The sequence below is a fragment of the Streptomyces sp. NPDC030893 genome (genome assembly GCF_055571535.1).
Genome location: NZ_JBVIFC010000015.1, coordinates 17,111 through 38,848, shown reverse-complemented (window position 1 = coordinate 38,848; position 21,738 = coordinate 17,111). Strand labels below are relative to the sequence as shown.

General features: G+C 71.2%; 14 protein-coding genes and 1 pseudogene. 8 read left to right on the top strand and 7 right to left on the bottom strand.

Annotation, left to right across the window (positions count from 1 at the left end; genetic code table 11):
• Positions 1–16 precede the first annotated feature (16 nt).
• From ACZ434_RS25355 to mshC, 3 genes are all read left to right on the top strand, one after another.
• On the top strand, positions 17–607 hold the full coding sequence (locus ACZ434_RS25355; RefSeq protein WP_468459621.1) for a DUF3090 domain-containing protein: 591 nt from the start codon (positions 17–19) through the stop codon (positions 605–607).
• The gene (locus ACZ434_RS25350) at positions 604–1,404 is read left to right on the top strand and encodes an SCO1664 family protein (RefSeq protein WP_468459619.1); all 801 of its coding nucleotides are present in this window, start codon (positions 604–606) and stop codon (positions 1,402–1,404) included. The genes ACZ434_RS25355 and ACZ434_RS25350 overlap by 4 nt, the downstream gene beginning before the upstream one ends.
• 671 nt (positions 1,405–2,075) lie before the next feature.
• Positions 2,076–3,305 (top strand): cysteine--1-D-myo-inosityl 2-amino-2-deoxy-alpha-D-glucopyranoside ligase, encoded by a 1,230-nt coding sequence (gene mshC / locus ACZ434_RS25345; RefSeq protein WP_468459617.1) that lies wholly within the window; start codon positions 2,076–2,078, stop codon positions 3,303–3,305.
• A 60-nt stretch (positions 3,306–3,365) separates the two neighbouring features.
• On the opposite strand, the gene ACZ434_RS25340 is transcribed toward mshC, so the two are convergent.
• The 5 genes from ACZ434_RS25340 to ACZ434_RS25320 form a co-directional block, all read right to left on the bottom strand.
• On the bottom strand, positions 3,366–4,373 hold the full coding sequence (locus tag ACZ434_RS25340; RefSeq protein ID WP_468459615.1) for a PAC2 family protein: 1,008 nt from the start codon (positions 4,371–4,373) through the stop codon (positions 3,366–3,368).
• Positions 4,374–4,664: 291 nt separating this feature from the next.
• Entirely contained in the window at positions 4,665–6,281 is a 1,617-nt protein-coding gene (locus ACZ434_RS25335; protein ID WP_468459612.1) for a glycerol-3-phosphate dehydrogenase/oxidase, read from the bottom strand.
• An 18-nt stretch (positions 6,282–6,299) separates the two neighbouring features.
• Positions 6,300–7,838 carry a glycerol kinase GlpK gene (gene glpK, locus ACZ434_RS25330; protein ID WP_468459610.1) on the bottom strand — a complete coding sequence of 513 codons (1,539 nt, stop codon included), beginning with the start codon at positions 7,836–7,838 and terminating at the stop codon, positions 6,300–6,302.
• Between the two features lie 83 nt (positions 7,839–7,921).
• Entirely contained in the window at positions 7,922–8,716 is a 795-nt protein-coding gene (locus tag ACZ434_RS25325) for an MIP/aquaporin family protein (protein ID WP_468459608.1), read from the bottom strand.
• Between the two features lie 333 nt (positions 8,717–9,049).
• Positions 9,050–9,814, bottom strand: coding sequence for an IclR family transcriptional regulator (locus ACZ434_RS25320; protein ID WP_468459606.1), 765 nt, complete (start codon positions 9,812–9,814; stop codon positions 9,050–9,052).
• A 295-nt stretch (positions 9,815–10,109) separates the two neighbouring features.
• On the opposite strand from ACZ434_RS25320, the gene metH reads away from it, so the two are divergent.
• The 4 genes from metH to ACZ434_RS25300 all read left to right on the top strand — a co-directional run bounded on the left by metH (position 10,110) and on the right by ACZ434_RS25300 (position 18,186).
• A complete protein-coding gene (gene metH / locus ACZ434_RS25315) occupies positions 10,110–13,622 on the top strand; it encodes a methionine synthase (protein ID WP_468459604.1) in 3,513 nt (1,170 codons plus the stop codon).
• 164 nt (positions 13,623–13,786) lie between these two features.
• The gene (locus ACZ434_RS25310; protein WP_468459602.1) at positions 13,787–14,488 is read left to right on the top strand and encodes an HAD family hydrolase; all 702 of its coding nucleotides are present in this window, start codon (positions 13,787–13,789) and stop codon (positions 14,486–14,488) included.
• Between the two features lie 443 nt (positions 14,489–14,931).
• Positions 14,932–16,539, top strand: coding sequence for an ABC transporter substrate-binding protein (locus ACZ434_RS25305; RefSeq protein ID WP_468459600.1), 1,608 nt, complete (start codon positions 14,932–14,934; stop codon positions 16,537–16,539).
• A 63-nt stretch (positions 16,540–16,602) separates the two neighbouring features.
• Positions 16,603–18,186, top strand: coding sequence for an ABC transporter substrate-binding protein (locus ACZ434_RS25300; protein WP_468459598.1), 1,584 nt, complete (start codon positions 16,603–16,605; stop codon positions 18,184–18,186).
• A 70-nt stretch (positions 18,187–18,256) separates the two neighbouring features.
• On the opposite strand, the gene ACZ434_RS25295 is transcribed toward ACZ434_RS25300, so the two are convergent.
• Positions 18,257–18,928 (bottom strand): response regulator, encoded by a 672-nt coding sequence (locus tag ACZ434_RS25295; RefSeq protein ID WP_189560445.1) that lies wholly within the window; start codon positions 18,926–18,928, stop codon positions 18,257–18,259.
• Positions 18,929–18,942: 14 nt separating this feature from the next.
• A pseudogene (locus tag ACZ434_RS25290) lies at positions 18,943–19,897 on the bottom strand (RecB family exonuclease).
• Positions 19,898–20,073: 176 nt separating this feature from the next.
• Between ACZ434_RS25290 and ACZ434_RS25285 the strand changes: the two are divergent.
• On the top strand, positions 20,074–21,738 hold the full coding sequence (locus ACZ434_RS25285; RefSeq protein ID WP_468459595.1) for a site-2 protease family protein: 1,665 nt from the start codon (positions 20,074–20,076) through the stop codon (positions 21,736–21,738).

Here is a 21,738-nt window from a genome sequence, read left to right as displayed (position 1 = left end):
TCAATGGAGACAGGACGTGTCCCGTCAGGTGTTCCTCTACGACCAGCCGGAACGTTTCGTGGCCGGTACGGTCGGACTGCCAGGGCGCCGTACGTTCTTCCTCCAGGCTTCCGCCGGCTCCCGGGTGACCAGCGTGGCCCTGGAGAAGACCCAGGTCGCCGCGCTCGCCGAGCGCATGGACGAACTGCTCGACGAGGTCGTGCGCCGCAGCGGCGGCAGCGCCGCGGTGCCGGCGATGGCGCCGACCGAGGTCGCCGACACCGCCCCGCTGGACACCCCCGTGGAGGAGGAGTTCCGGGTCGGCACCATGGCGCTCGCCTGGGACGGCGAGGACCAGCGCATGGTCGTCGAGGCGCAGGCACTGGTCGAACTGGACGCCGACTCCGAGGAGGACCTCGCCGAGGCGGAGGAGCGGCTGCTCCAGGACGAGGAGAACGGGCCCCCGATGCTGCGCGTCCGCCTCACCGGCGCGCAGGCGCGGGCCTTCGCCAAGCGTGCCCTGGACGTTGTCAACGCGGGGCGGCCGCCGTGTCCGCTGTGCAGTCTCCCGCTCGACCCGGAGGGACACGTATGTCCGCGCCAGAACGGATACCGCCGCCAGGCGTGACGGCCGTCGACCCGGCCGCCGCCGTCCTGCTCGCCGAGGGCGAGCTGACCGTGCGCGGACGCATCCGTGAGGCGTCGAACGCGGCGCTGTACTGCACCGTCACCCACGAGGGGCGCGAGGCGGCCTGCGTCTACAAGCCGGTCGCCGGGGAGCGGCCCCTGTGGGACTTCCCCGACGGGACGCTCGCCGGACGCGAGGTCGCCGCGTACGAGGTCTCGGAGGTGACCGGCTGGGGGCTCGTCCCGCCCACCGTGCTGCGGGACGGCCCGTACGGCGAGGGCATGTGCCAGCTGTGGATCGAGACGGCTCCGGGCGCGGAACTCCTCGCCCTGGTGGACGGCGAGGAGCCCGGACCCGGCTGGAAGGCGATCGGGTTCGCGGAGGCGGAGGAGGGCCGCCCCGCGCTGCTGGTGCACGCGGACGACGAGCGGCTGCGCCGGCTGGCCGTGCTCGACGCGGTGATCAACAACGCCGACCGGAAGGGCGGGCATCTGCTGCCCACCGCGGAGGGGCGGCTGTACGGCATCGACCACGGGGTCACCTTCAACGCCGAGGACAAGCTGCGCACCCTGCTGTGGGGCTGGGCGGGGGAGCCCCTGACGGGGGAGGCCCTCGATGCCCTGGAGGCCCTGAGAAGCGCGCTGACGGCCACGGGCCCGCTCACCGCCGTCCTGGCCCTCTTGATCACGCCCGCGGAGATCGAAGCGACCCGCACCCGCGTCGAGTCCCTGCTGACCACACGCGTCCACCCCCTCCCGGGCCCCGACTGGCCGGCCATCCCCTGGCCCCCGATCTGACCGCCGAGTCCCTCCGGGGCGCCGGCGTCAGCAGCGGCACCCGCGGTGCATGTGTCACCTGAGGCCCTGGCAGGGCACGTGTTGCCCACGGCACCGGCGGCATCCGCGGCGCAGGCGTCACTTGGGGCACCGGCAGCGCACGTGTCGCCCGGCGGCGCACGAGGCACCTGCGGCACGTCTCGGGCAGGCGGTAGTCGGCAGCACAGGCCGCATCCGCGGCACCCACAGCACCCACGACGCAGGCGTCACCGGTGGCGCAAATGTCACCGGCGTCACCGAAGCGCGTCACCGGCATGCGCACGTGTCGCCCGCGGCGGCGTACGGGGCACCTGTGAGCCCGCGGCGCAGGCGGCACCCACGGCACCGGCAGCACAGCGGCACCCACGGCACCCACGGCGCAGGCGGTACCGGCACCCGCGGCGCAGGCGGTACCGGCACCCGCGACGCAGGCGTCACCGGCATGCGGCACCGGCAGCGCACGTGCCACGACGGCACCCGCGGCACCCGCGCGGAGCGCACGCCTCACCCGCGGCACCCGCGCGGCCGCACCCCCCGCACGGGAACGCCGGCCCGCGCGACGCACACCGCGCGGGGGTGTGCAAGAGTGCGTTCCCGGTCATCCGGGCTGCTCCGGTTCGTATCCGGAACTCCGGTCCGGTTACGCTCGTGACATGCATGCCTGGCCCGCTTCCGAGGTCCCCGCCCTGCCCGGTCAGGGCCGCGACCTGAGGATCCACGACACCGCGACCGGGGGGCTGACCGCCCTGGACCCCGGTCCCGTCGCCCGTATCTACGTCTGCGGCATCACCCCGTACGACGCCACCCACATCGGACACGCGGCGACCTACAACGCGTTCGATCTCGTGCAGCGCGTGTGGCTCGACACCAAGCGGCAGGTGCACTACGTCCAGAACGTCACCGACGTCGACGACCCGCTGCTGGAGCGGGCCGACCGGGACGGCATCGACTGGACCGAGCTCGCCGAGCGCGAGACCGCGCTGTTCCGTGAGGACATGACGGCCTTGCGGATGCTGCCCCCGCGGCAGTACATAGGCGCCGTGGAGGCGATACCCGGCATCGTCCCGATCGTCGAACGGCTGCGCGAACTCGGCGCGACGTACGAGATCGACGGCGACATCTACTTCTCCGTCGAGTCCGACCGGAACTTCGGCCGGGTCTCGCACCTCGACGCCGCCGCCATGCGGCTGCTGTCCGCCGAACGCGGCGGCGACCCGGAGCGTCCGGGCAAGAAGAACCCCGTCGACCCGATGCTCTGGACGGCCGCCCGCGAGGGCGAGCCGAGCTGGGACGGCGGCTCGCTGGGCCGGGGCCGCCCCGGCTGGCACATCGAGTGCGTGGCCATCGCCCTCGACCACCTCGGCATGGGCTTCGACATCCAGGGCGGCGGCTCCGACCTGGTCTTCCCGCACCACGAGATGGGCGCCTCGCACGCCCAGGTGCTCACCGGCGAGTTCCCGATGGCCAAGGCGTACGTGCACGCCGGCATGGTCGCCCTGCACGGCGAGAAGATGTCCAAGTCCAAGGGCAACCTGGTGTTCGTGTCGAAGCTGCGGCGCGATGGCGTGGACCCGGCGGCGATCCGGCTGGCGCTGCTCGCGCACCACTACCGCGCCGACTGGGAGTGGACCGACCAGGTCCTCCAGGACGCCGTGACCCGGCTGGACCACTGGCGTGCCGCCGTCTCCCGCCCCGACGGCCCGCCCGCCGACACCCTGGTCGAGGAGATCCGCGAAGCCCTGGCCAACGACCTGGACGCCCCGGCCGCGCTGGCGGCGGTCGACCGCTGGACCGTGCTCCAGGAGGAGACCGGCGGCACGGACACCGGAGCGCCCGGTGTCGTCTCCCGCGCGGTGGACGCGCTGCTCGGCGTCGCGCTGTAGAGCAGGCCGGCGGACACGGAAAGGGCGCCCCTCCCACGAGGAGGGGCGCCCTTCGTCCGTTCAGTCCTCCGACGACTCCTCGCCGTCCGAATCCGTCTCCGCTTCCGCTTCCGCTTCCGTCTCCGGCTTCGGCGACCGCGGCGGCCGGGCCCGGCCGGGAGTGTCCCGCCGGTACGACGGACCGTCCGAACCGTCCGCCGTGGCGTGCCCGCCCGGCGGGCCCGACGCCCCGTCACGGCGCCGCAGATAGCGCTCGAACTCGCGGGCGATCGCCTCGCCGGACGCCTCCGGCAGCTCGGCGGTGTCCCGGGCCTCCTCCAGCGTCTGGACGTACTCGGCCACCTCGGTGTCCTCCGCGGCCAGTTGGTCCACACCCACCTGCCAGGCACGCGCGTCCTCGGGCAGTTCGCCCAGCGGGATCCGCACGTCGATCAGGTCCTCCAGGCGGTTCAGGAGGGCCAGCGTGGCCTTCGGGTTGGGCGGCTGCGACACGTAGTGCGGCACCGCCGCCCACAGCGACACCGCGGGCACGCCGGCGTGGGTGCACGCCTCCTGGAGGATGCCGACGATGCCCGTGGGGCCCTCGTACTTGGTCTCCTCCAGGTCCATGCGGCGGGCCAGGTCCGGGTCGGACGTGGTCCCGCTGATCGGGACCGGACGGGTGTGCGGGGTGTCACCGAGCAACGCGCCCAGGACGACCACCAGTTCCACGCCGAGTTCGTGCGCGAAGCCGAGGATCTCGTTGCAGAACGACCGCCATCGCATGGACGGTTCGATGCCGCGCACCAGCACCAGGTCGCGCGGCTTCTCGCCGCCGACCCGGACCACCGACAGCCGTGTCGTGGGCCAGGTGATCCTGCGGACCCCGCCGTCCATGAAGACCGTGGGGCGGTTCACCTGGAAGTCGTAGTAGTCCTCGGCGTCCAGCGCCGCGAACACCTCGCCCTTCCACTCCCTGTCCAGGTGCGCGACCGCGGTGGAGGCGGCGTCACCGGCATCGTTCCAGCCCTCGAACGCGGCCACCATGACCGGGTCGATCAGCTCGGGAACCCCCTCGAGCTCGATCACCCAGCGCCTCCTTCCGACGTGCCCTCGCGTACGCCCCAACCTTACGGCGTGCCTCCGAGGGCGCCCGCAGCCCCCTTCACAGGGGGAGTGCCCCCATCACTGCCCCGCCGGACACCGGGAAACACCCCTCGGCGCCCCGCGCGCCAAGGTGCGGACGGCGCGGTTCACGGCAGGGACACGGCCACCGCCCCGGCCATCGCGACGCGCACGCGAAAGGGGCGGCTCCGTCGGCGCGGAGCCGCCCCTTCCCCCACTACCGGCTCCCGTGCGGGGGAGCCGGGGGAGCGCCGGTCACTTCTTGTCGAGCAGGTCCTTGACGTTCGCGCGGACCTCGTCCGTGGCCAGGCCCCGGATGGTCAGCGTGGTGCGGCGGCGCAGCACGTCGTCCGCGGTCTCGGCCCACTCGTGGTCCCGGGCCCAGACGACCTGCGCCCAGATCTCCGGGGCGTCCGGGTGGACGCGCCGGCCCAGCGCCGGGTCCTCGTTCGCCAGGCGGGCGATGTCGAAGGCCAGCGAACCGTAGTGGGTGGCCAGGTGCTTGGCGGTGTCGGCCGCCATGCGGGGGCCGGGCGCCGGGCCGTCCGCCAGCAGCCGGTGGGCCACCGCGCGCGGGTTGGCGACACCCGGCAGCGGCAGCTTCTTCGGCAGCGAGGAGACCGGCTCGAGGTCCTCGCCCAGCGGGTGGCCGGGCAGGGACTGGAGCTTCTGCATCACCGTGCGCCCGATGTGGCGGAACGTGGTCCACTTGCCGCCCGCGACGGACAGCATCCCGCCCCGGCCCTCGGTGACGACCGTCTCCCGCTTGGCCTTGGCCGTGTCCCCGGGACCGCCCGGCAGCACCCGCAGACCGGCGAAGGCGTACGTGATCAGGTCACGGTCGAGCTGCTGGTCGCGGATGGAGAACGCGGCCTCGTCGAGTATCTGCGCGGTGTCCTTCTCGGTGACCGCGACGTCCGCCGGGTCGCCCTCGAACTCCTCGTCGGTGGTGCCGAGCAGCAGCATGTCCTCCCAGGGGAGGGCGAAGGTGATCCGGTACTTGTCGATCGGCGTGGCCAGCGCGGCCCGCCACGGGGAGGTCCGCTTCAGGACCAGGTGCGCGCCCTTCGACAGCCGGATGGACGGCGCGGCACCGGCGTCCTCCATGCGGCGCAGGTGGTCGACCCACGGACCGGTCGCGTTGAGCACGAGCCGGGCGTCCACCCCGAACTCGTCGCCGGAGAGCCGGTCGCGCAGCTCGGCACCGGTGACCCGGCCCCGGGTGAAGCGCAGGCCCGTCACCTCGGCGTGGTTGAGGACGACCGCGCCCGACTCGGCCGCCGCGCGGACCGTCATCAGCGCCATGCGCGCGTCGTTCATCTGGTCGTCGCCGTACACGGCCACGGCCTTGAGGTTCTCGGTGCGCAGCTCCGGCACGTCCTGCGCGGCCTTGGCCGGGGAGAGCAGGTGGCCGACGCCGTCGCCGAAGGCGGACAGCGCCGAGTACGCGAAGACGCCGGCCCCGAGCTTCGCCGCGCCGTGCGGCCCGCCCTTGTACACGGGGAGGTAGAACGTGAGCGGGTTCGCCAGGTGGGGGGCCACCTGCCGGGAGACCGCACGGCGCTCGAAGTGGTTCTCCGCCACCAGCTTCACTGCGCCGGTCTGCAGGTAGCGCAGACCGCCGTGGAGCAGCTTGGAGGAGGCGGAGGAGGTGGCGCCGGCGAAGTCGCCGGCGTCCACCAGAGCCACCCTGAGGCCGGACTGCGCGGCGTGCCAGGCGGTGGAGATGCCCAGGATGCCGCCGCCGATCACGAGAAGGTCGTACGACGCCTTGGAGAGCTGCTCCCGGGTCTCGGCGCGGCTCGGGTTCGGGCCGGACGCCGGGCGCGTCCCCAGGGCAGGCACGGACTGCAGGGTGGACTGGGTGGTCATGGCGGTTCTTACTCCTCGTCAGTCTTCGTCGGCGATCCAGCCCATGGTCCGCTCGACGGCCTTGAGCCAGCTCTTGTACTCACGGTCGCGGGTCTCCGCGTCCATGCGGGGGGTCCACTCGGCGGCCCGCCGCCAGTTGGCGCGCAGGTCGTCGGTGCTGTTCCAGAAGCCGACGGCGAGGCCGGCGGCGTAGGCGGCGCCGAGGCAGGTGGTCTCGGCGACCATCGGACGCACCACGGGCGCGTCCAGGAAGTCCGAGAGCGTCTGCATCAGCAGGTTGTTGGAGGTCATGCCGCCGTCGACCTTGAGGGCGGTGAGCTCCACGCCGGAGTCCTTCGTCATGGCGTCCGCGATCTCCCGCGTCTGCCAGGCGGTGGCCTCCAGCACGGCGCGCGCGAGGTGCGCCTTGGTGACGTACCGGGTGAGGCCGGCGATCACGCCGCGGGCGTCGGAGCGCCAGTACGGGGCGAACAGGCCGGAGAAGGCCGGTACGAAGTAGGCGCCGCCGTTGTCCTCGACGGAGAGCGCGAGGGTCTCGATCTCGGCGGCGGTGGAGATCAGGCCCATCTGGTCGCGCATCCACTGCACCAGCGAACCGGTGACGGCGATCGAGCCCTCCAGGGCGTAGACCGTGTCCTGGTCGCCGATCTTGTAGCCGACGGTGGTCAGCAGCCCGCTGTACGAGTTGATGATCTTGTCGCCGGTGTTCATCACCATGAAGGTGCCGGTGCCGTACGTCGACTTGGTCTCGCCCTCGGAGAAGCAGGTCTGGCCGAACAGGGCCGCCTGCTGGTCGCCGAGCGCGGAGGCGACCGGGATGCCGCCGAGCAGGTCGCCCAGCTTGCCGCCCTTGATCTCGCCGTAGACCTCGGCGGAGGAGCGGATCTCGGGCAGCATCGCCAGTGGAACGCCGATGGACTCGGCGATCTTCTCGTCCCACTGCATGGTGTGCAGGTTCATCAGCATGGTGCGGGACGCGTTGGTGACGTCGGTGACGTGGTGGCCGCCGTCCACACCGCCGGTCAGGTTCCAGATGACCCAGGTGTCCATGGTGCCGAAGAGGATGTGGCCCGCCTCGGCGCGCTCCTTGAGCCCGTCGACGTTGTCGAGCAGCCAGCGGGCCTTGGGGCCGGCGAAGTAGGAGGCGAGGGGGAGGCCGGTCTCCCGGCGGAAACGGTCCTGGCCGACGTTGCGGCCGAGCTCGCGGCAGAGGGCGTCGGTGCGGGTGTCCTGCCAGACGATCGCGTTGTGGACCGGCTCACCGGTGTTCCGGTCCCACAGCACGGTGGTCTCGCGCTGGTTGGTGATGCCGATGGCCTTGATGTCGTCGCGGGTGATGCCGGCCTTCTCGACGGCTCCGGCGACGACCTCCTGGACGTTGGTCCAGATCTCGGTGGCGTCGTGCTCGACCCAGCCCGGCTTGGGGAAGATCTGCTCGTGCTCCTTCTGGTCGACGGAGACGATGCGCCCGTCGCGGTCGAAGACGATGCAGCGGGACGAGGTGGTGCCCTGGTCGATGGCCGCGATGAAGGGGCCGGCGGTGTGGGCGTCGGTCACTGTGTGCTCCTGCGTGTTCCTTGGTTACGGGGCTGTATGTACGGCGCTTCTACAAGACTCGCGCTTTGCGGCGATCCGGTCACCTATGCGAAGGCGATGTTGTAGACACCGGCCGCGAGGGCACCGCCGAGCAGCGGGCCGACCACCGGGATCCAGGCGTAGGACCAGTCCGAGCCGCCCTTGTTGGGCAGCGGCAGCAGGGCGTGCACGATGCGCGGACCGAGGTCACGGGCGGGGTTGATGGCGTAACCGGTCGGGCCGCCGAGCGACAGACCGATCGAGACGACCACGAGCGCCGTGATCAGACCGCCGAGGACGCCGAGGCCGTTGCCCGCGTCGTTCAGGCCCTGGGTGAGGATGGCGAGCAGCAGCACGAAGGTGCCGATGATCTCCGTGGTGAGGTTCTGCACCGTGTGCCGGATCTCCGGGCCGGTGGAGAAGACGCCGAGCACCGGGCCCGCGCCCTTCTCCTGCGCCTCGACCGCCTTGGCGGCGGTGGCCTGCGCGCCCGGACCGCCGACGATCTCCTTGTCGGTGAGGTGGGCCAGGAACTGACCGTAGTAGGCGAGCCAGACCAGTGTCGCGCCGATCATCGCGCCGAGGAGCTCTCCGGCGAAGTAGGTCGGAACGTTGCTCCACTCGCCGTCCTTGATGGCGAGTGCCAGGGTCACGGCCGGGTTGAGGTGGGCCCCGGAGAGCGGCCCCGCTATGTACACCGCCGTCATGACGGCGAAGCCCCACCCGAAGGCGATGGCGAGCCAGCCGGCGTTGCGGGCCTTGGAGGCCTTGAGCGTCACGGCGGCACACACGCCGCCGCCGAGCAGGATGAGTATGGCGGTACCGATGGTCTCGCCGATGAAGATGTCGGAGCTGGACACCCGCGACTCCTTTGTCCTTCGTCCAGGGAGCCGACCCCCGGGTCCCACCGGGGATTGGCGCCCTCAGGGGTGAGAGCGATGCCGGCCCTTGGCGTTGTCACACTCTAACTCGTATTGCCGGTAGGTGTTCGACAATGCCGACCGATGGACGGGAGTCTTTCCCGGCGCCCCCTGGCCGTCAAGGGTCTGGTTGGCGAAAACGGGATCGTTATGGAGCGCCCCGCGCTGTCGATCTTCGTGGCGGTTCCGTCGACTCCCACCCGGTATGTCCGGCCGGGGGGCATGCCTGTGACCGGAACGCCGCACGGCGTCCCGGTCCTCGTCCCGCCTCGTTCAGAACCGTCCGGCGCCCAGATCCCGCGACACCGCGCGGGCGCAGTCCCGTACCGCAGCGATCAGTTCCGGCCGCAGCTCGCCGTCCCGGCGCAGCCGCTCCACCGCCCCCGCGATGCCGACCGCGCCCACCGGCATGCGGCGCCGGTCGTGGATGGGGGCGGCGAGGGAGGCGACGCCCTCCCAGGTCTCCTCCACGTCCGCCGCGTATCCGCGCGCGCGGGTGAGGTCGAGGAGGTGCTCGAAGGCGTCGAGGTCGCACACGGTGCGCTCGGTGAAGGCCTTGCGGTCGGCCTCCAGGGCCTCGCTGTGGGCCACCGGGTCGTAGGCCGAGAGGACCTTGCCGAGCGCCGTGGAGTGCAGCGGCTGCATGGCCCCGATCTCCAGGACCTGCCGGCTGTCGTCGGGCCGGAAGACGTGATGCACGATCAGTACGCCCTGCTGGTGCAGTACGCCCAGGTAGACGCTCTCTCCGCTGGAGCGGGCCAGGTCGTCCGTCCACACCAGGGCGCGCGCCCGCAGCTCGTGCACGTCGAGGTAGGTGGTGCCCAGGCGCAGCAGCTCGGCGCCCAGCTGATAGCGGCCGGAGGCGTCGTCCTGCTCCACGAACCCCTCCTGCTGGAGGGTGCGCAGGATGCCGTGGGCGGTGCCCTTGGCGAGGCCCAGCGAGGAGGCGATGTCCGACAGGCCGAGCCGTCGCTCGCCGCCCGCGAGCAGTCGCAGCATGGCCGCCGCCCGTTCGAGCGACTGGATGTTCCGTGCCATCGCCGTACTGCCTCCGTCCCCTTCGACCGTCGCCCCGCGAGGCCGCTGCCGCTGTTCGGCAATGCCGAACACTACCGGTCCATGTCGACCTCTTGCTAATGGTCGACCCGGATCGGTTCCGCAACTCCTTCTCGTGCGCCGCGTGTCGGCCATCATCGTCCGCCTCGTGGACTCCCCGAACATCAGGGCGCGGTCCCGGCTACGCTGACGGCGTGCGCCCTGCCGGCAAGCGCGAACAGAAGCCTGCCGGGCAGCCGCAAAGCCGACAGCCGTCGCACCTGAGGGAGCCCTTTTCATGGCCTCGTTGCCGCTGACCCCTTCCGCCGACAGCCGGACCCGTGCGTCCGCGCTCCGAGAGGCACTCGCCACCCGTGTGGTGGTCGCCGACGGAGCCATGGGCACCATGCTCCAGGCCCAGGATCCGACTCTCGAGGACTTCCAGAACCTCGAGGGCTGCAACGAGATCCTGAACGTGACCCGCCCGGACATCGTCCGTTCGGTCCACTCCGAGTACTTCGCCACCGGAGTCGACTGCGTCGAGACCAACACCTTCGGCGCCAACCTCACCGCCCTGGCCGAGTACGACATCGCCGAGCGCGTCACCGAGCTGTCCGAGGCGGGCGCCCGCATCGCCCGCGAGGCGGCGGACGAGTTCGCCGCGCGGGACGGACGGCCCCGCTGGGTCCTGGGCTCCATGGGCCCGGGCACCAAGCTGCCCACCCTCGGCCACACCACGTTCACCGCCATCCGCGACGCCTACCAGCGCAACGCCGAGGGCCTGCTCGCGGGCGGCGCGGACGCGCTGCTGGTGGAGACGACCCAGGACCTGCTGCAGACCAAGGCGTCCGTCATCGCCGCCCGCCGCGCGATGGAGACCGCCGGGTTCGACGTCCCGCTGATCGTGTCGGTCACGGTCGAGACCACGGGCACCATGCTGCTCGGCTCCGAGATCGGCGCGGCACTGACCGCCTTGGAGCCCCTCGGCGTCGACATGATCGGCCTGAACTGCGCGACCGGCCCGGCCGAGATGAGCGAGCACCTGCGCTACCTGGCCCGCCACTCCCGCGTCCGGCTGTCGTGCATGCCGAACGCCGGTCTGCCCGAGCTCACCAAGGACGGCGCGCGCTACCCGCTGTCCCCGGGCGAGCTGGCGGACGCCCAGGAGACCTTCGTACGCGACTACGGCCTGTCCCTGGTGGGCGGCTGCTGCGGTACGACGCCGGAGCACCTGCGCCGGCTCGTCGAGCGCGTGCACGGGCTGGCCCCCACGGAACGCGAACCGCGGCCGGAACCCGGCGCCGCCTCCCTCTACCAGACGGTCCCCTTCCGGCAGGACACCTCGTACCTGGCGATCGGCGAGCGGACGAACGCCAACGGGTCGAAGAAGTTCCGCGAGGCGATGCTGGAGGGCCGCTGGGACGACTGCGTCGAGATGGCCCGCGACCAGATCCGCGAGGGCGCGCACATGCTCGACCTGTGCGTCGACTACGTCGGCCGGGACGGCGTGGCCGACATGGAGGAACTCGCCGGCCGGTTCGCGACCGCCTCCACGCTGCCGGTCGTGCTGGACTCCACCGAGGTCGACGTCATCCGGGCCGGTCTGGAGAAGCTCGGCGGCCGCGCGGTGATCAACTCGGTGAACTACGAGGACGGGGCCGGACCCGAGTCCCGCTTCGCGCGGGTGACGCAGCTGGCGCGGGAGCACGGGGCGGCCCTGATCGCGCTGACCATCGACGAGGTGGGACAGGCGCGTACCGCCGAGAAGAAGGTGGAGATCGCCGAGCGGCTGATCGACGACCTGACCGGCAACTGGGGCATCCGCGAGGAGGACATCCTCATCGACTGCCTGACCTTCACCATCTGCACCGGTCAGGAGGAGTCCCGCAAGGACGGTCTGGCGACCATCGAGGGCATCCGCCGGCTGAAGGAACGCCACCCGAAGGTGCAGACCACCCTCGGCCTGTCGAACATCTCCTTCGGCCTCAACCCGGCCGCCCGCATCCTGCTGAACTCCGTCTTCCTGGACGAGTGCGTGAAGGCGGGCCTGGACTCGGCGATCGTGCACGCGAGCAAGATCCTCCCGATCGCGCGGTTCAGCGAGGAGGAGGTCACCACCGCCCTCGACCTCATCCACGACCGCCGCCGTGAGGGCTACGACCCGCTGCAGAAGCTCATGCAGCTGTTCGAGGGCGCCACCGCCAAGTCGCTGAAGGCCGGCAAGGCCGAGGAACTGGCCGCCCTGCCGCTGGAGGAGCGGCTCAAGCGCCGGATCATCGACGGCGAGCGCAACGGCCTGGAGACCGACCTGGACGAGGCCCTGGAGAGCCGCAAGGCCCTGGACATCGTCAACGACACCCTCCTGGACGGCATGAAGGTGGTCGGCGAGCTGTTCGGCTCCGGCCAGATGCAGCTGCCGTTCGTGCTCCAGTCCGCCGAGGTGATGAAGAACGCGGTGGCCCACCTGGAGCCGCACATGGAGAAGACCGACGAGGCCGGCAAGGGCACCATCGTGCTCGCCACCGTCCGCGGCGACGTGCACGACATCGGCAAGAACCTCGTCGACATCATCCTGTCGAACAACGGCTACAACGTGGTCAACCTGGGCATCAAGCAGCCCGTCTCCGCGATCCTGGACGCCGCCGACCAGCACAAGGCCGACGTCATCGGCATGTCCGGCCTCCTGGTCAAGTCCACCGTGATCATGAAGGAGAACCTCGAGGAGCTGAACCAGCGGGGACTCGCGGCCGACTACCCGGTCATCCTCGGCGGCGCCGCCCTCACCCGCGCCTACGTCGAACAGGACCTCCACGAGATCTACCAGGGCGAGGTCCGCTACGCCCGCGACGCCTTCGAGGGCCTGCGCCTGATGGACGCCCTCATCGGCATCAAGCGCGGCGTCCCCGGCGCCCAGCTGCCCGAGCTCAGGCAGCGCCGGGTGCGCGCGGCCACCGTGGAGATCGAGGAGCGCCCCGAGGAAGGGCACGTCCGCTCCGACGTCGCCACCGACAACCCGGTCCCCGCCCCGCCCTTCTGGGGCACCCGCGTGATCAAGGGCATCCAGCTCAAGGAGTACGCGAGCTGGCTGGACGAGGGCGCCCTGTTCAAGGGCCAGTGGGGCCTCAAGCAGGCCCGTACCGGCGCGGGGCCGACGTACGAGGAGCTCGTCGAGACCGAGGGCCGGCCGAGGCTGCGCGGGCTGCTGGACCGGCTCCAGACGGACAACCTGCTGGAGGCGGCCGTGGTCTACGGCTACTTCCCGTGCGTCTCCAAGGACGACGACCTGATCATCCTCGACGAGCAGGGCAACGAGCGCACCCGCTTCACCTTCCCGCGCCAGCGCCGCGGCCGGCGTCTCTGCCTGGCGGACTTCTTCCGCCCGGAGGAGTCCGGCGAGACCGATGTCGTCGGCCTCCAGGTGGTCACGGTCGGCTCGCGCATCGGCGAGGAGACCGCGCGGATGTTCGCGGCCAACGCCTATCGCGACTACCTGGAGCTGCACGGGCTCTCCGTGCAGCTCGCGGAGGCCCTCGCCGAGTACTGGCACGCGCGGGTGCGCTCCGAACTGGGCTTCTCGGGCGAGGACCCGGCCGCGATGGAGGACATGTTCGCCCTGAAGTACCGGGGCGCCCGCTTCTCCCTCGGCTACGGCGCCTGCCCGGACCTGGAGGACCGCGCCAAGATCGCCGCCCTGCTCGAGCCGGAGCGCATCGGCGTCCAGCTCTCCGAGGAGTTCCAGCTGCACCCCGAGCAGTCCACGGACGCCATCGTGATCCACCACCCGGAGGCCAAGTACTTCAACGCCCGCTGAGGCGACCTCCGCCGCCCCGTCCGGAGTGCCCTCCGAGGCGCCCGTGCCCCGCCGCACACGCCACAGCAGGCATTCCGTGACCGCACGACGTACACTTGTCGGTCCACCGCAGGCCGGTTCCCCTCGTGGGAACCGGCCTGATCGTCCCTCAAGGAGGTATGTGGATGACCAGTACGGTCCCCGCGCTCGGAACCCTTACGGCCGAAGGCTCGGCCCTCCAGGCGGTGCTCCTCGACATGGACGGCACCCTGGTGGACACCGAGGGCTTCTGGTGGGACGTCGAGAGGGAGGTCTTCGCCTCCCTCGGCCACACCCTCGACGACGCCTGGCGCCATGTGGTGGTCGGCGGTCCCATGACCCGCAGCGCGGGCTTCCTCATCGAGGCGACCGGCGCCGACATCTCGCTCCCCGAACTGACGGTGCTGCTCAACGACGGCTTCGAGGAGCGTCTGGACGGCGGCCTGGAGCTGATGCCGGGCGCCGCCCGGCTGCTCGCCGAGCTGTCCGAGCACGAGATCCCCACGGCGCTCGTCTCCGCCTCCCACCGGCGCATCATCGACCGGGTGCTGACCACGCTGGGCGCGCGGCACTTCGCGCTGTCCGTCGCGGGCGACGAGGTGCCGCGGACCAAGCCGCACCCCGACCCGTATCTCGCGGCCGCGGCCGGGCTCGGCGCGGATCCCGTGCGGTGCGCCGTCATTGAGGACACCGTCACCGGGGTCACCGCCGCCGAGGCGGCGGGCTGCCAGGTCGTCGCCGTGCCTTCGGTGGGCCCGATCGTGCCGGCCGTCCGGCGGACCGTGGTCCCTTCGCTGGAAGTCGTGGACCTGACATTCCTGCGCGGTCTGATGACGCATATGCGCTAGGTGTTCACCCAGCGTGCAGCGGCGCGGGAAACGGAATTCACTCGCCTCCGTTCCCGGTGAGCGGCCGATGGCCCCGAAAGAATTCGATCCGGTTCCGGCGGACGAATTCCGACTCCGCCGCCCTCCGTTCACATGTGATGTTCGTCACGATCGGAGGGGTCGACAACGATGTCCTGGTGTGCCGTCCGTCCGATTTCGGACGGCAGGGGAGCGTCCTTGTGTCCCGATTGGTGAGCGGCTGCACCAATCATTCCCCGCTCGCCTTCTCCGATCCGTTCACACCCGGTCTCACTGCGTGATGAGCCCCCAACTCCGGCTGCTGCGAGCCCCCGTGCGGGTGCGGACTAATGTCGTCGCGAGAACCCCGCCCCCATCCCCGTGATCCGCTGCAACAACCCCGCATGCGGGATACACGGAGTCGACAGTCCTGGAGAAACTCGAGCATGAACCGCAAGACTTTGGTGCTGGCGGCCGCGATGGGCCTGCTCGCGCCGGTGCTCGCCGCTTGCGGCGACACCGACGGCGGGAGCGGCGGCGGCGGTGCGATCGTCGTGGGCACCACGGACCGGTTCACCGCATCCGAGGAGGACGGCAACGCGCCCCTCGACCCGGCCATGGCCTACGACGTCGGCACCTGGAACATCCTGCGGCAGACCGTGCAGACCCTGATGGTCCAGCCCCGCGGTGACGGCGAGCCGGTGCCCGACGCGGCCGAGTCGTGCGGCTTCACCGACGCCGGCAACGAGCGCTACAGCTGCAAGCTGCGCGAGGGCCTGAAGTTCTCCAACGGCGACGAGGTCACCGCGGCCGATGTGAAGTACTCCATCGAACGCGCCCTCGCCATCAACCACGACAGCGGCGTCGTCGCGCTGCTGAACACCGTCGACACCGTGGAGACGCAGGGCGACCGCGAGGTGATCTTCCACCTCAAGGCCGCCGACGCCACCTTCCCGTACAAGCTGTCCACTCCGGTCGCGGGCATCATCAACCCGGACGACTACGAGAAGAACAAGCTGCGCGAGGGCTTCGAGGTCAGCGGTTCCGGGCCGTACACCCTTGACTCCGAGGTCGAGGACAACGGGATCGTCAAGGCCACCTTCAGCAAGAACCCGTCCTACAAGGGCGCGTTGAAGGTGAACAACGAGAAGGTCGAGCTGGTCTCCTACGAGAGCTCCGAGGCCATGGGTGAGGCGCTGGAGAAGGGCGACATCCAGGTCATGACCCGAAGCATGTCGCCCGAGCAGATCCAGAAGCTCGGCAACGCCGCCGACAGTGCCATCGAGCTGGTCGAGTCGCCGGGTCTGGAGATCCGCTACCTGGCCTTCAACACCGAGGCCGAGACCGTCGAGGACAAGGCCGTCCGCCAGGCGATGGCCCAGGTCGTCGACCGCGGCGAACTGGTCGGCAACGTCTACGGCACCCAGGCCGAGCCGCTGTTCTCGCTGGTCCCCGCCGGTGTCACCGGCCACAACAACGCGTTCTTCAACAAGTACGGCGACCCGAACGTGGCCAAGGCCCGCAAGCTGCTCGAGGACGCCGGCGTGAGCACGCCGGTGAAGCTGACGCTGCACTACACCACCGACCACTACGGTCCCGCGACCAAGGTCGAGTTCGAGCAGCTGAGCAAGCAGCTCAACGACAGCGGACTGTTCGCGACCGGCATCGAGGGCGTCCCCTGGAAGGAGTTCAGCCCGGGCGGACGCAAGGGCAAGTACGACGTCTACGGCATGGGCTGGTTCCCCGACTACCCGGACGCGGACGCCTTCATCTCGCCCTTCCTCGACGACGGCAACTTCCTCAACTCGCCGTACGACAACCCCGACATCCGCAAGGACCTGCTCCCGGAGTCGCGTCGCCAGGCCGACCGGCTCTCCGCCTCGGGCACCTTCACGACGATCCAGAACATCGTCGCCGACGACGTGCCGGTGCTCCCGCTGTGGCAGGGCAAGCAGTACATCGCCGTACGCGACGGCATCACCGGCACCGCCTACGCCCTCAACTCGTCCTCGACTCTCCAGCTGTGGGAGCTCGGACGCGGCGCCACCGACTGACGAACCGGCACCGACCCGGACCGGTGACCCGGACCGGATGCACGGAACGACAAGGCAAAGCACGTGAAACCGCGCAACCAGTGGCCGGTCCTGCCCATCGTGGCGGGGCTGGCCTCCGGCCTGTTGACCGGCTGCGGCGCCGAGGACGGCGGCGCGGCCGGCGGCTCCGGGATCGTGGTGGGGATGTCCGACGACGTTCTGGCCACCGACCCCGCATCCGGCTACGACCCCGGCTCCTGGCTGCTGTTCAACAACGTCTTCCAGTCGCTGCTCAGCTTCCCCAAGGGAGGCACCGAGCCGCAGCCGGACGCCGCCGAAAGCTGCGGTTTCTCGGACAGCGCGACCACGACCTACACCTGCACGCTGCGCGACGGGCTGAAGTTCAGCAACGGTGAGCCGCTCACCTCGAAGGACGTGAAGTTCTCCTTCGACCGCATGCTGAAGATCAACGACCCCGACGGTCCCGCGGTCATGTTCCCCACGCTCGAAGAGGTCAGCACCCCCGACGAGAAGACGGTCGTCTTCCGGCTCAACACGGCCGACGCCACCTTCCCCAGCAAGATCGCCTCCGGTGCCGGCTCCATCGTCGACCACCGCTCCTACGACGCGAAGGGGCTGCGCGAGGACGGCGAAGCCGTCGGCTCCGGCCCCTACAAGCTGGACTCGTTCGACAAGGATCGGGCCGTGTTCTCGGTCAACGAGCACTACGAGGGCACCGCCGATCCGCAGAACTCCGGCGTGACGCTGGAGTTCTTCCACGGCGACCAGGACGCCCTGAAGAAGGCCCTCCAGGACGCCGACGTCGACATCGCCTACCGCGGTCTCACCGCCGAGGCCATCGCCGACATCCAGGCGGCCGACGACGGCGGCTCCGGCGGCATCGAGGTCGTCGAGGGCACCAGCGCCGAGGTCCAGCACCTGGTCTTCAACATGGACGACCCGGTCGCCGGAAAGCTCGGCGTACGCAAGGCCATCGCCCACCTGATCGACCGCGAGGCCCTCATGCACGAGGTCCACGAGGGCACCGCAACCCCGCTGTACTCGATCATCCCGGCCGGTATCGCGGGCCACAACACGGCCTTCTTCGACACCTACGGCGCCCGCCCCTCCAAGGCCAAGGCCGCCAAGGCACTGGCGGAGGAGGACATCAGCGGCAAGGTGAAGCTGACCCTGTGGTCCACTCCCTCCCGCTACGGCCCGGCCACCGACCAGGAGCTGAAGACGATCGCGGGGCAGCTCAACGCCGGCGGACTCTTCGACGCCGACGTCAAGTCCGTGCCCTTCGCCCAGTACGAGAAGGACATCGCCGCCGGCACGTACGGCGTCTACGTCAAGGGCTGGGTGCCCGACTACCCGGACGCCGACAACTTCACCGGGCCCTTCTTCGGCGAGGGCAACGTGCTGGACAACAACTACGACAACCGCACGATCACCGAGTCGCTCCTGCCGCGCACGGCCGCCCAGAAGGACCGCGCCGCCACCGACAAGGAGTTCGGCCGGATCCAGGACATCGTCGCCGAGGAGATCCCCGTCCTCCCCGTCTGGCAGGCCAAGCAGTACGCGGTCGTCCAGGACGGTGTGTACGGCCTGGAGTACTGCCTCGACGCCTCGACCGTGTTCCGCTTCTGGGAGCTGAACGAGGCCTGACGCCGCACCGGTACGACGAGGGCGCCCTCCCCGGCCCGGGAGGGCGCCCTCGTCGTACCGCGCACGTCGCCTACTGCGCGCCGGGGCGCACCAGCCCGCTCTCGTAGGCGTACACCGCCGCCTGCACCCGGTCGCGCAGCCCCAGCTTCGTCAGCACATGCCCGACATGTGTCTTGACGGTGGTCTCGCTGACGAACAGATCGGCGGCGATCTCGGCGTTGGACAGCCCGCGCGCCACCAGCTTCAGCACCTCGACCTCACGGTCCGTCAGGGTGTGCAGCGTGTCCGGCACCGGCTCGTCACCGGACGGCAGATGCGTGGCGTACTTGTCCAGCAGCCGGCGCGTGATGCTCGGCGCGAGCATCGCCTCCCCGGCGGCCACCACACGGATCGCCTGCACCAGCTCATTGGCCGGGGCGTCCTTCAGCAGGAAGCCGCTGGCGCCCGCCTTCAGCGCCTCCACCACGTACTCGTCGAGATCGAACGTCGTCAGCACCAGTACCTTCGCCGGCCCGTCCCGCTCGGGCCCGGTGATCTGCCGGGTCGCCTCCACCCCGTCCATCCGCGGCATACGGATGTCCATCAGCACCACGTCGGGCTGGAGCGCCCGCACCTGGTCCAGGGCCTGGAGGCCGTCACCGGCCTCGCCGACGACCGCGAGATCCTGCTCGGCCTCCAGAATCATCCGGAACCCGGTGCGCAGCAGGGGCTGGTCGTCGACCAGTAGGACACGGATGGCCACGTAAGTCTCCTTCGCTAGTCCGGCCCCATTCTGCCCTGATGACCCCCGCCCGACTCAGCCGCCCTCACGGGGAGGGGAGACGGGCAGGGGATACGGCGGGGGAGTGCCGCCGAACTCCGGACAGTGCGCCTGGTGGTCGCACCAGCCGCACAGTTTCGTCGGCCGCGGGCGCCAGTCACCCGTCTCGGTCGCCAGGCGGATCGCGTCCCACAGCGCGAGCAGCTTGCGCTCGACCCGCTCCAGATCGGCGAGGACCGGGTCGTACGTCAGCACATCACCGCTGCCCAGATACACGAGCTGGAGCCGGCGCGGGATCACCCGCTTGAGCCGCCACACCACCAGTGCGTAGAACTTCATCTGGAACAGGGCGCCCTCCGCGTACTCCGGGCGGGGGGCCTTGCCCGTCTTGTAGTCGACGATCCGCACCTCGCCGGTGGGCGCCACGTCCACCCGGTCGATGATGCCGCGCAGCCGCAGCCCCGACTCCAGCTCCGCCTCGACGAACAGCTCCCGCTCGGCGGGCTCCAGCCGGGTCGGATCCTCCAGCGCGAACCAGCGCTCGACCAGCGTCTCCGCCTCCGCCAGCCAGCGCGCGAGCCGCTCGCCCTCGGGGTCGTCGGCGAACAGCTCCACGACCTCCGGACGGGTCTTGCGCAGCCGGTCCCACTGGCCCGGCACCAGTGCCTTCGCCCGCGGCGCGGTGCGCTCGGCCGCCGGGGCGTCGAAGAGACGCTCCAGCACCGCGTGCACCAGGGTGCCTCTGGTCGCCGCCTCGCTGGGCTTCTCCGGCAGCCGGTCGATCACCCGGAACCGGTACAGCAGCGGGCACTGCATGAAGTCGCTCGCACGCGAGGGGGACAGCGAGGCGGGCGCTACGGCGGCGGCCTCGGGCACCACGACCGTGTCCGCCGCCTCCGTCATGACCGCGCTGCTGTCGGGCCGCGCCGCGCCCTCGGTGCTCGTCTCCATGACCACAGACCTTACGGCCCGCCACCGACAGTGGGAGGTGACGGAGGGGAGAGAAGGGGAAGGAGGGGGTAGGGACAGGGGGTGCCGGGGCGGAACGGGCGGCGATCGCCGCATACCATCGACTCGAGACCTCCCGTCCGGCAGGCGCGGGATACGCAGCGAACGAGGGGACACCGGTGGACGTAAGCGGCGGGCGCGGGCAGCCGCGGCCCGGCAACGACGAGTCGGCCGACCGGACAGGGCGCGAGGCCCCGGCCGCCGACGACGCCCTCCCCGCACCCCCCGCCGGCGCCCGCCCCGACGGTCCCGCCGCCACCGGCGCGAACCCCGGCGACCCGCACGAGGAGCATCCGGCCCCCAGCCCGGACCACGACGCCCCCGGCACCGCCGCCCGGCCCGCGGAGCCGGCACCGCAGGCGCCCGGCCCGGACCACGGCGACTCGGGCTCCGCCGCCCGGCCCGCGGACCCCGCACCCCGGGCGCACGAGGAGCACCCGGCATCCGGCCCGGACCACGACGACTCCGGCGCCGCCCCCCAGGCTCCCGTTCCTCCGTCCGCGGATTCCGCACCCGCGCCGCACCAGGGGCACCACGATGGGCCCGCCGCCGCGCCGGGTCACCGGCCCGGCGAGCGGCAGCTCGCGCACTCCGGCGACCACCAGGGTGGCGGGCCGCAGCGGCCCGAGGAGCGGCAGCGGGGCGGGCTGCTCATGGGGCGGCCGTTCGGCGTGCCCGTGTACGTGGCGCCCAGCTGGTTCCTCGTCGCCATCCTCATCACCTGGGTGTTCGGCGGGCAGATCGACCGCGTACTGCCCGAGCTCGGCGCCGCCAGCTACCTGGTCTCCCTGTTCTTCGCCGTCGCCTTCTACGCCTCCGTACTGGTCCACGAGCTCGCCCACACCCTCGCCGCCCTCCGCTTCAAACTGCCCGTGCGCCGTATCCAGCTGCAGTTCTTCGGCGGCGTCTCCGAGATCGAGAAGGAGGCCGAGACACCCGGCCGGGAGTTCATGCTGGCCTTCGTCGGCCCGCTGCTCTCCCTCGTGCTGTCCGGAGTCTTCTACCTCGCCCTGCTGGCCGTGGACCCGAGCAGTGTCCCCGGGGTCCTGCTGGCCGGCCTGATGATCTCCAACCTCATCGTTGCCGTGTTCAACCTTCTGCCGGGTCTCCCGCTCGACGGCGGCCGTATGCTCCGCGCCGTCGTCTGGGCGATCACCGGCAAACCGATGACCGGCACCGTCGCCGCGGCCTGGGTCGGCCGTGCCCTCGCCGTCTCCGTCCTGGTCGGCCTCCCGCTGCTCACCCAGTCGGGAGCCCTCGGCTCCGACGCCGTCGACAACGTCGGCATGGACACCGTCCTGGACGCCCTGCTCGCCGCGATCCTCGCCGCGATCATCTGGACCGGCGCCGGCAACAGCCTGCGCATGGCCCGCCTGCGCGAACACCTCCCCGAGCTGCGCGCCCGCAACCTCACCCGCCGTGCGGTGCCGGTCGAGAGCGACACCCCCCTCTCCGAGGCCCTGCGCCGCGCCAACACCGCCGGGGCCCGCGCCCTGGTCGTGGTCGACCCCGACGGCGTACCCGTCTCGCTGGTCCGCGAGGCCGCCATCGTCGGCGTACCGGAACACCGCCGCCCCTGGGTTGCGGTCAGCGGACTCGCCCAGGACCTCACCGACGGCATGCGCGTCTCCGCGGAGCTCGCCGGGGAGGACCTCCTGGACGCCCTGCGCGCGACACCGGCCACCGAGTACCTCGTGGTCGAGGAGACCGGCGAGATCTACGGCGTGCTGTCCGCGGCGGACGTGGAGCGGGCCTTCGTCAAGGCGATGGCGAGGCCCAGCTGA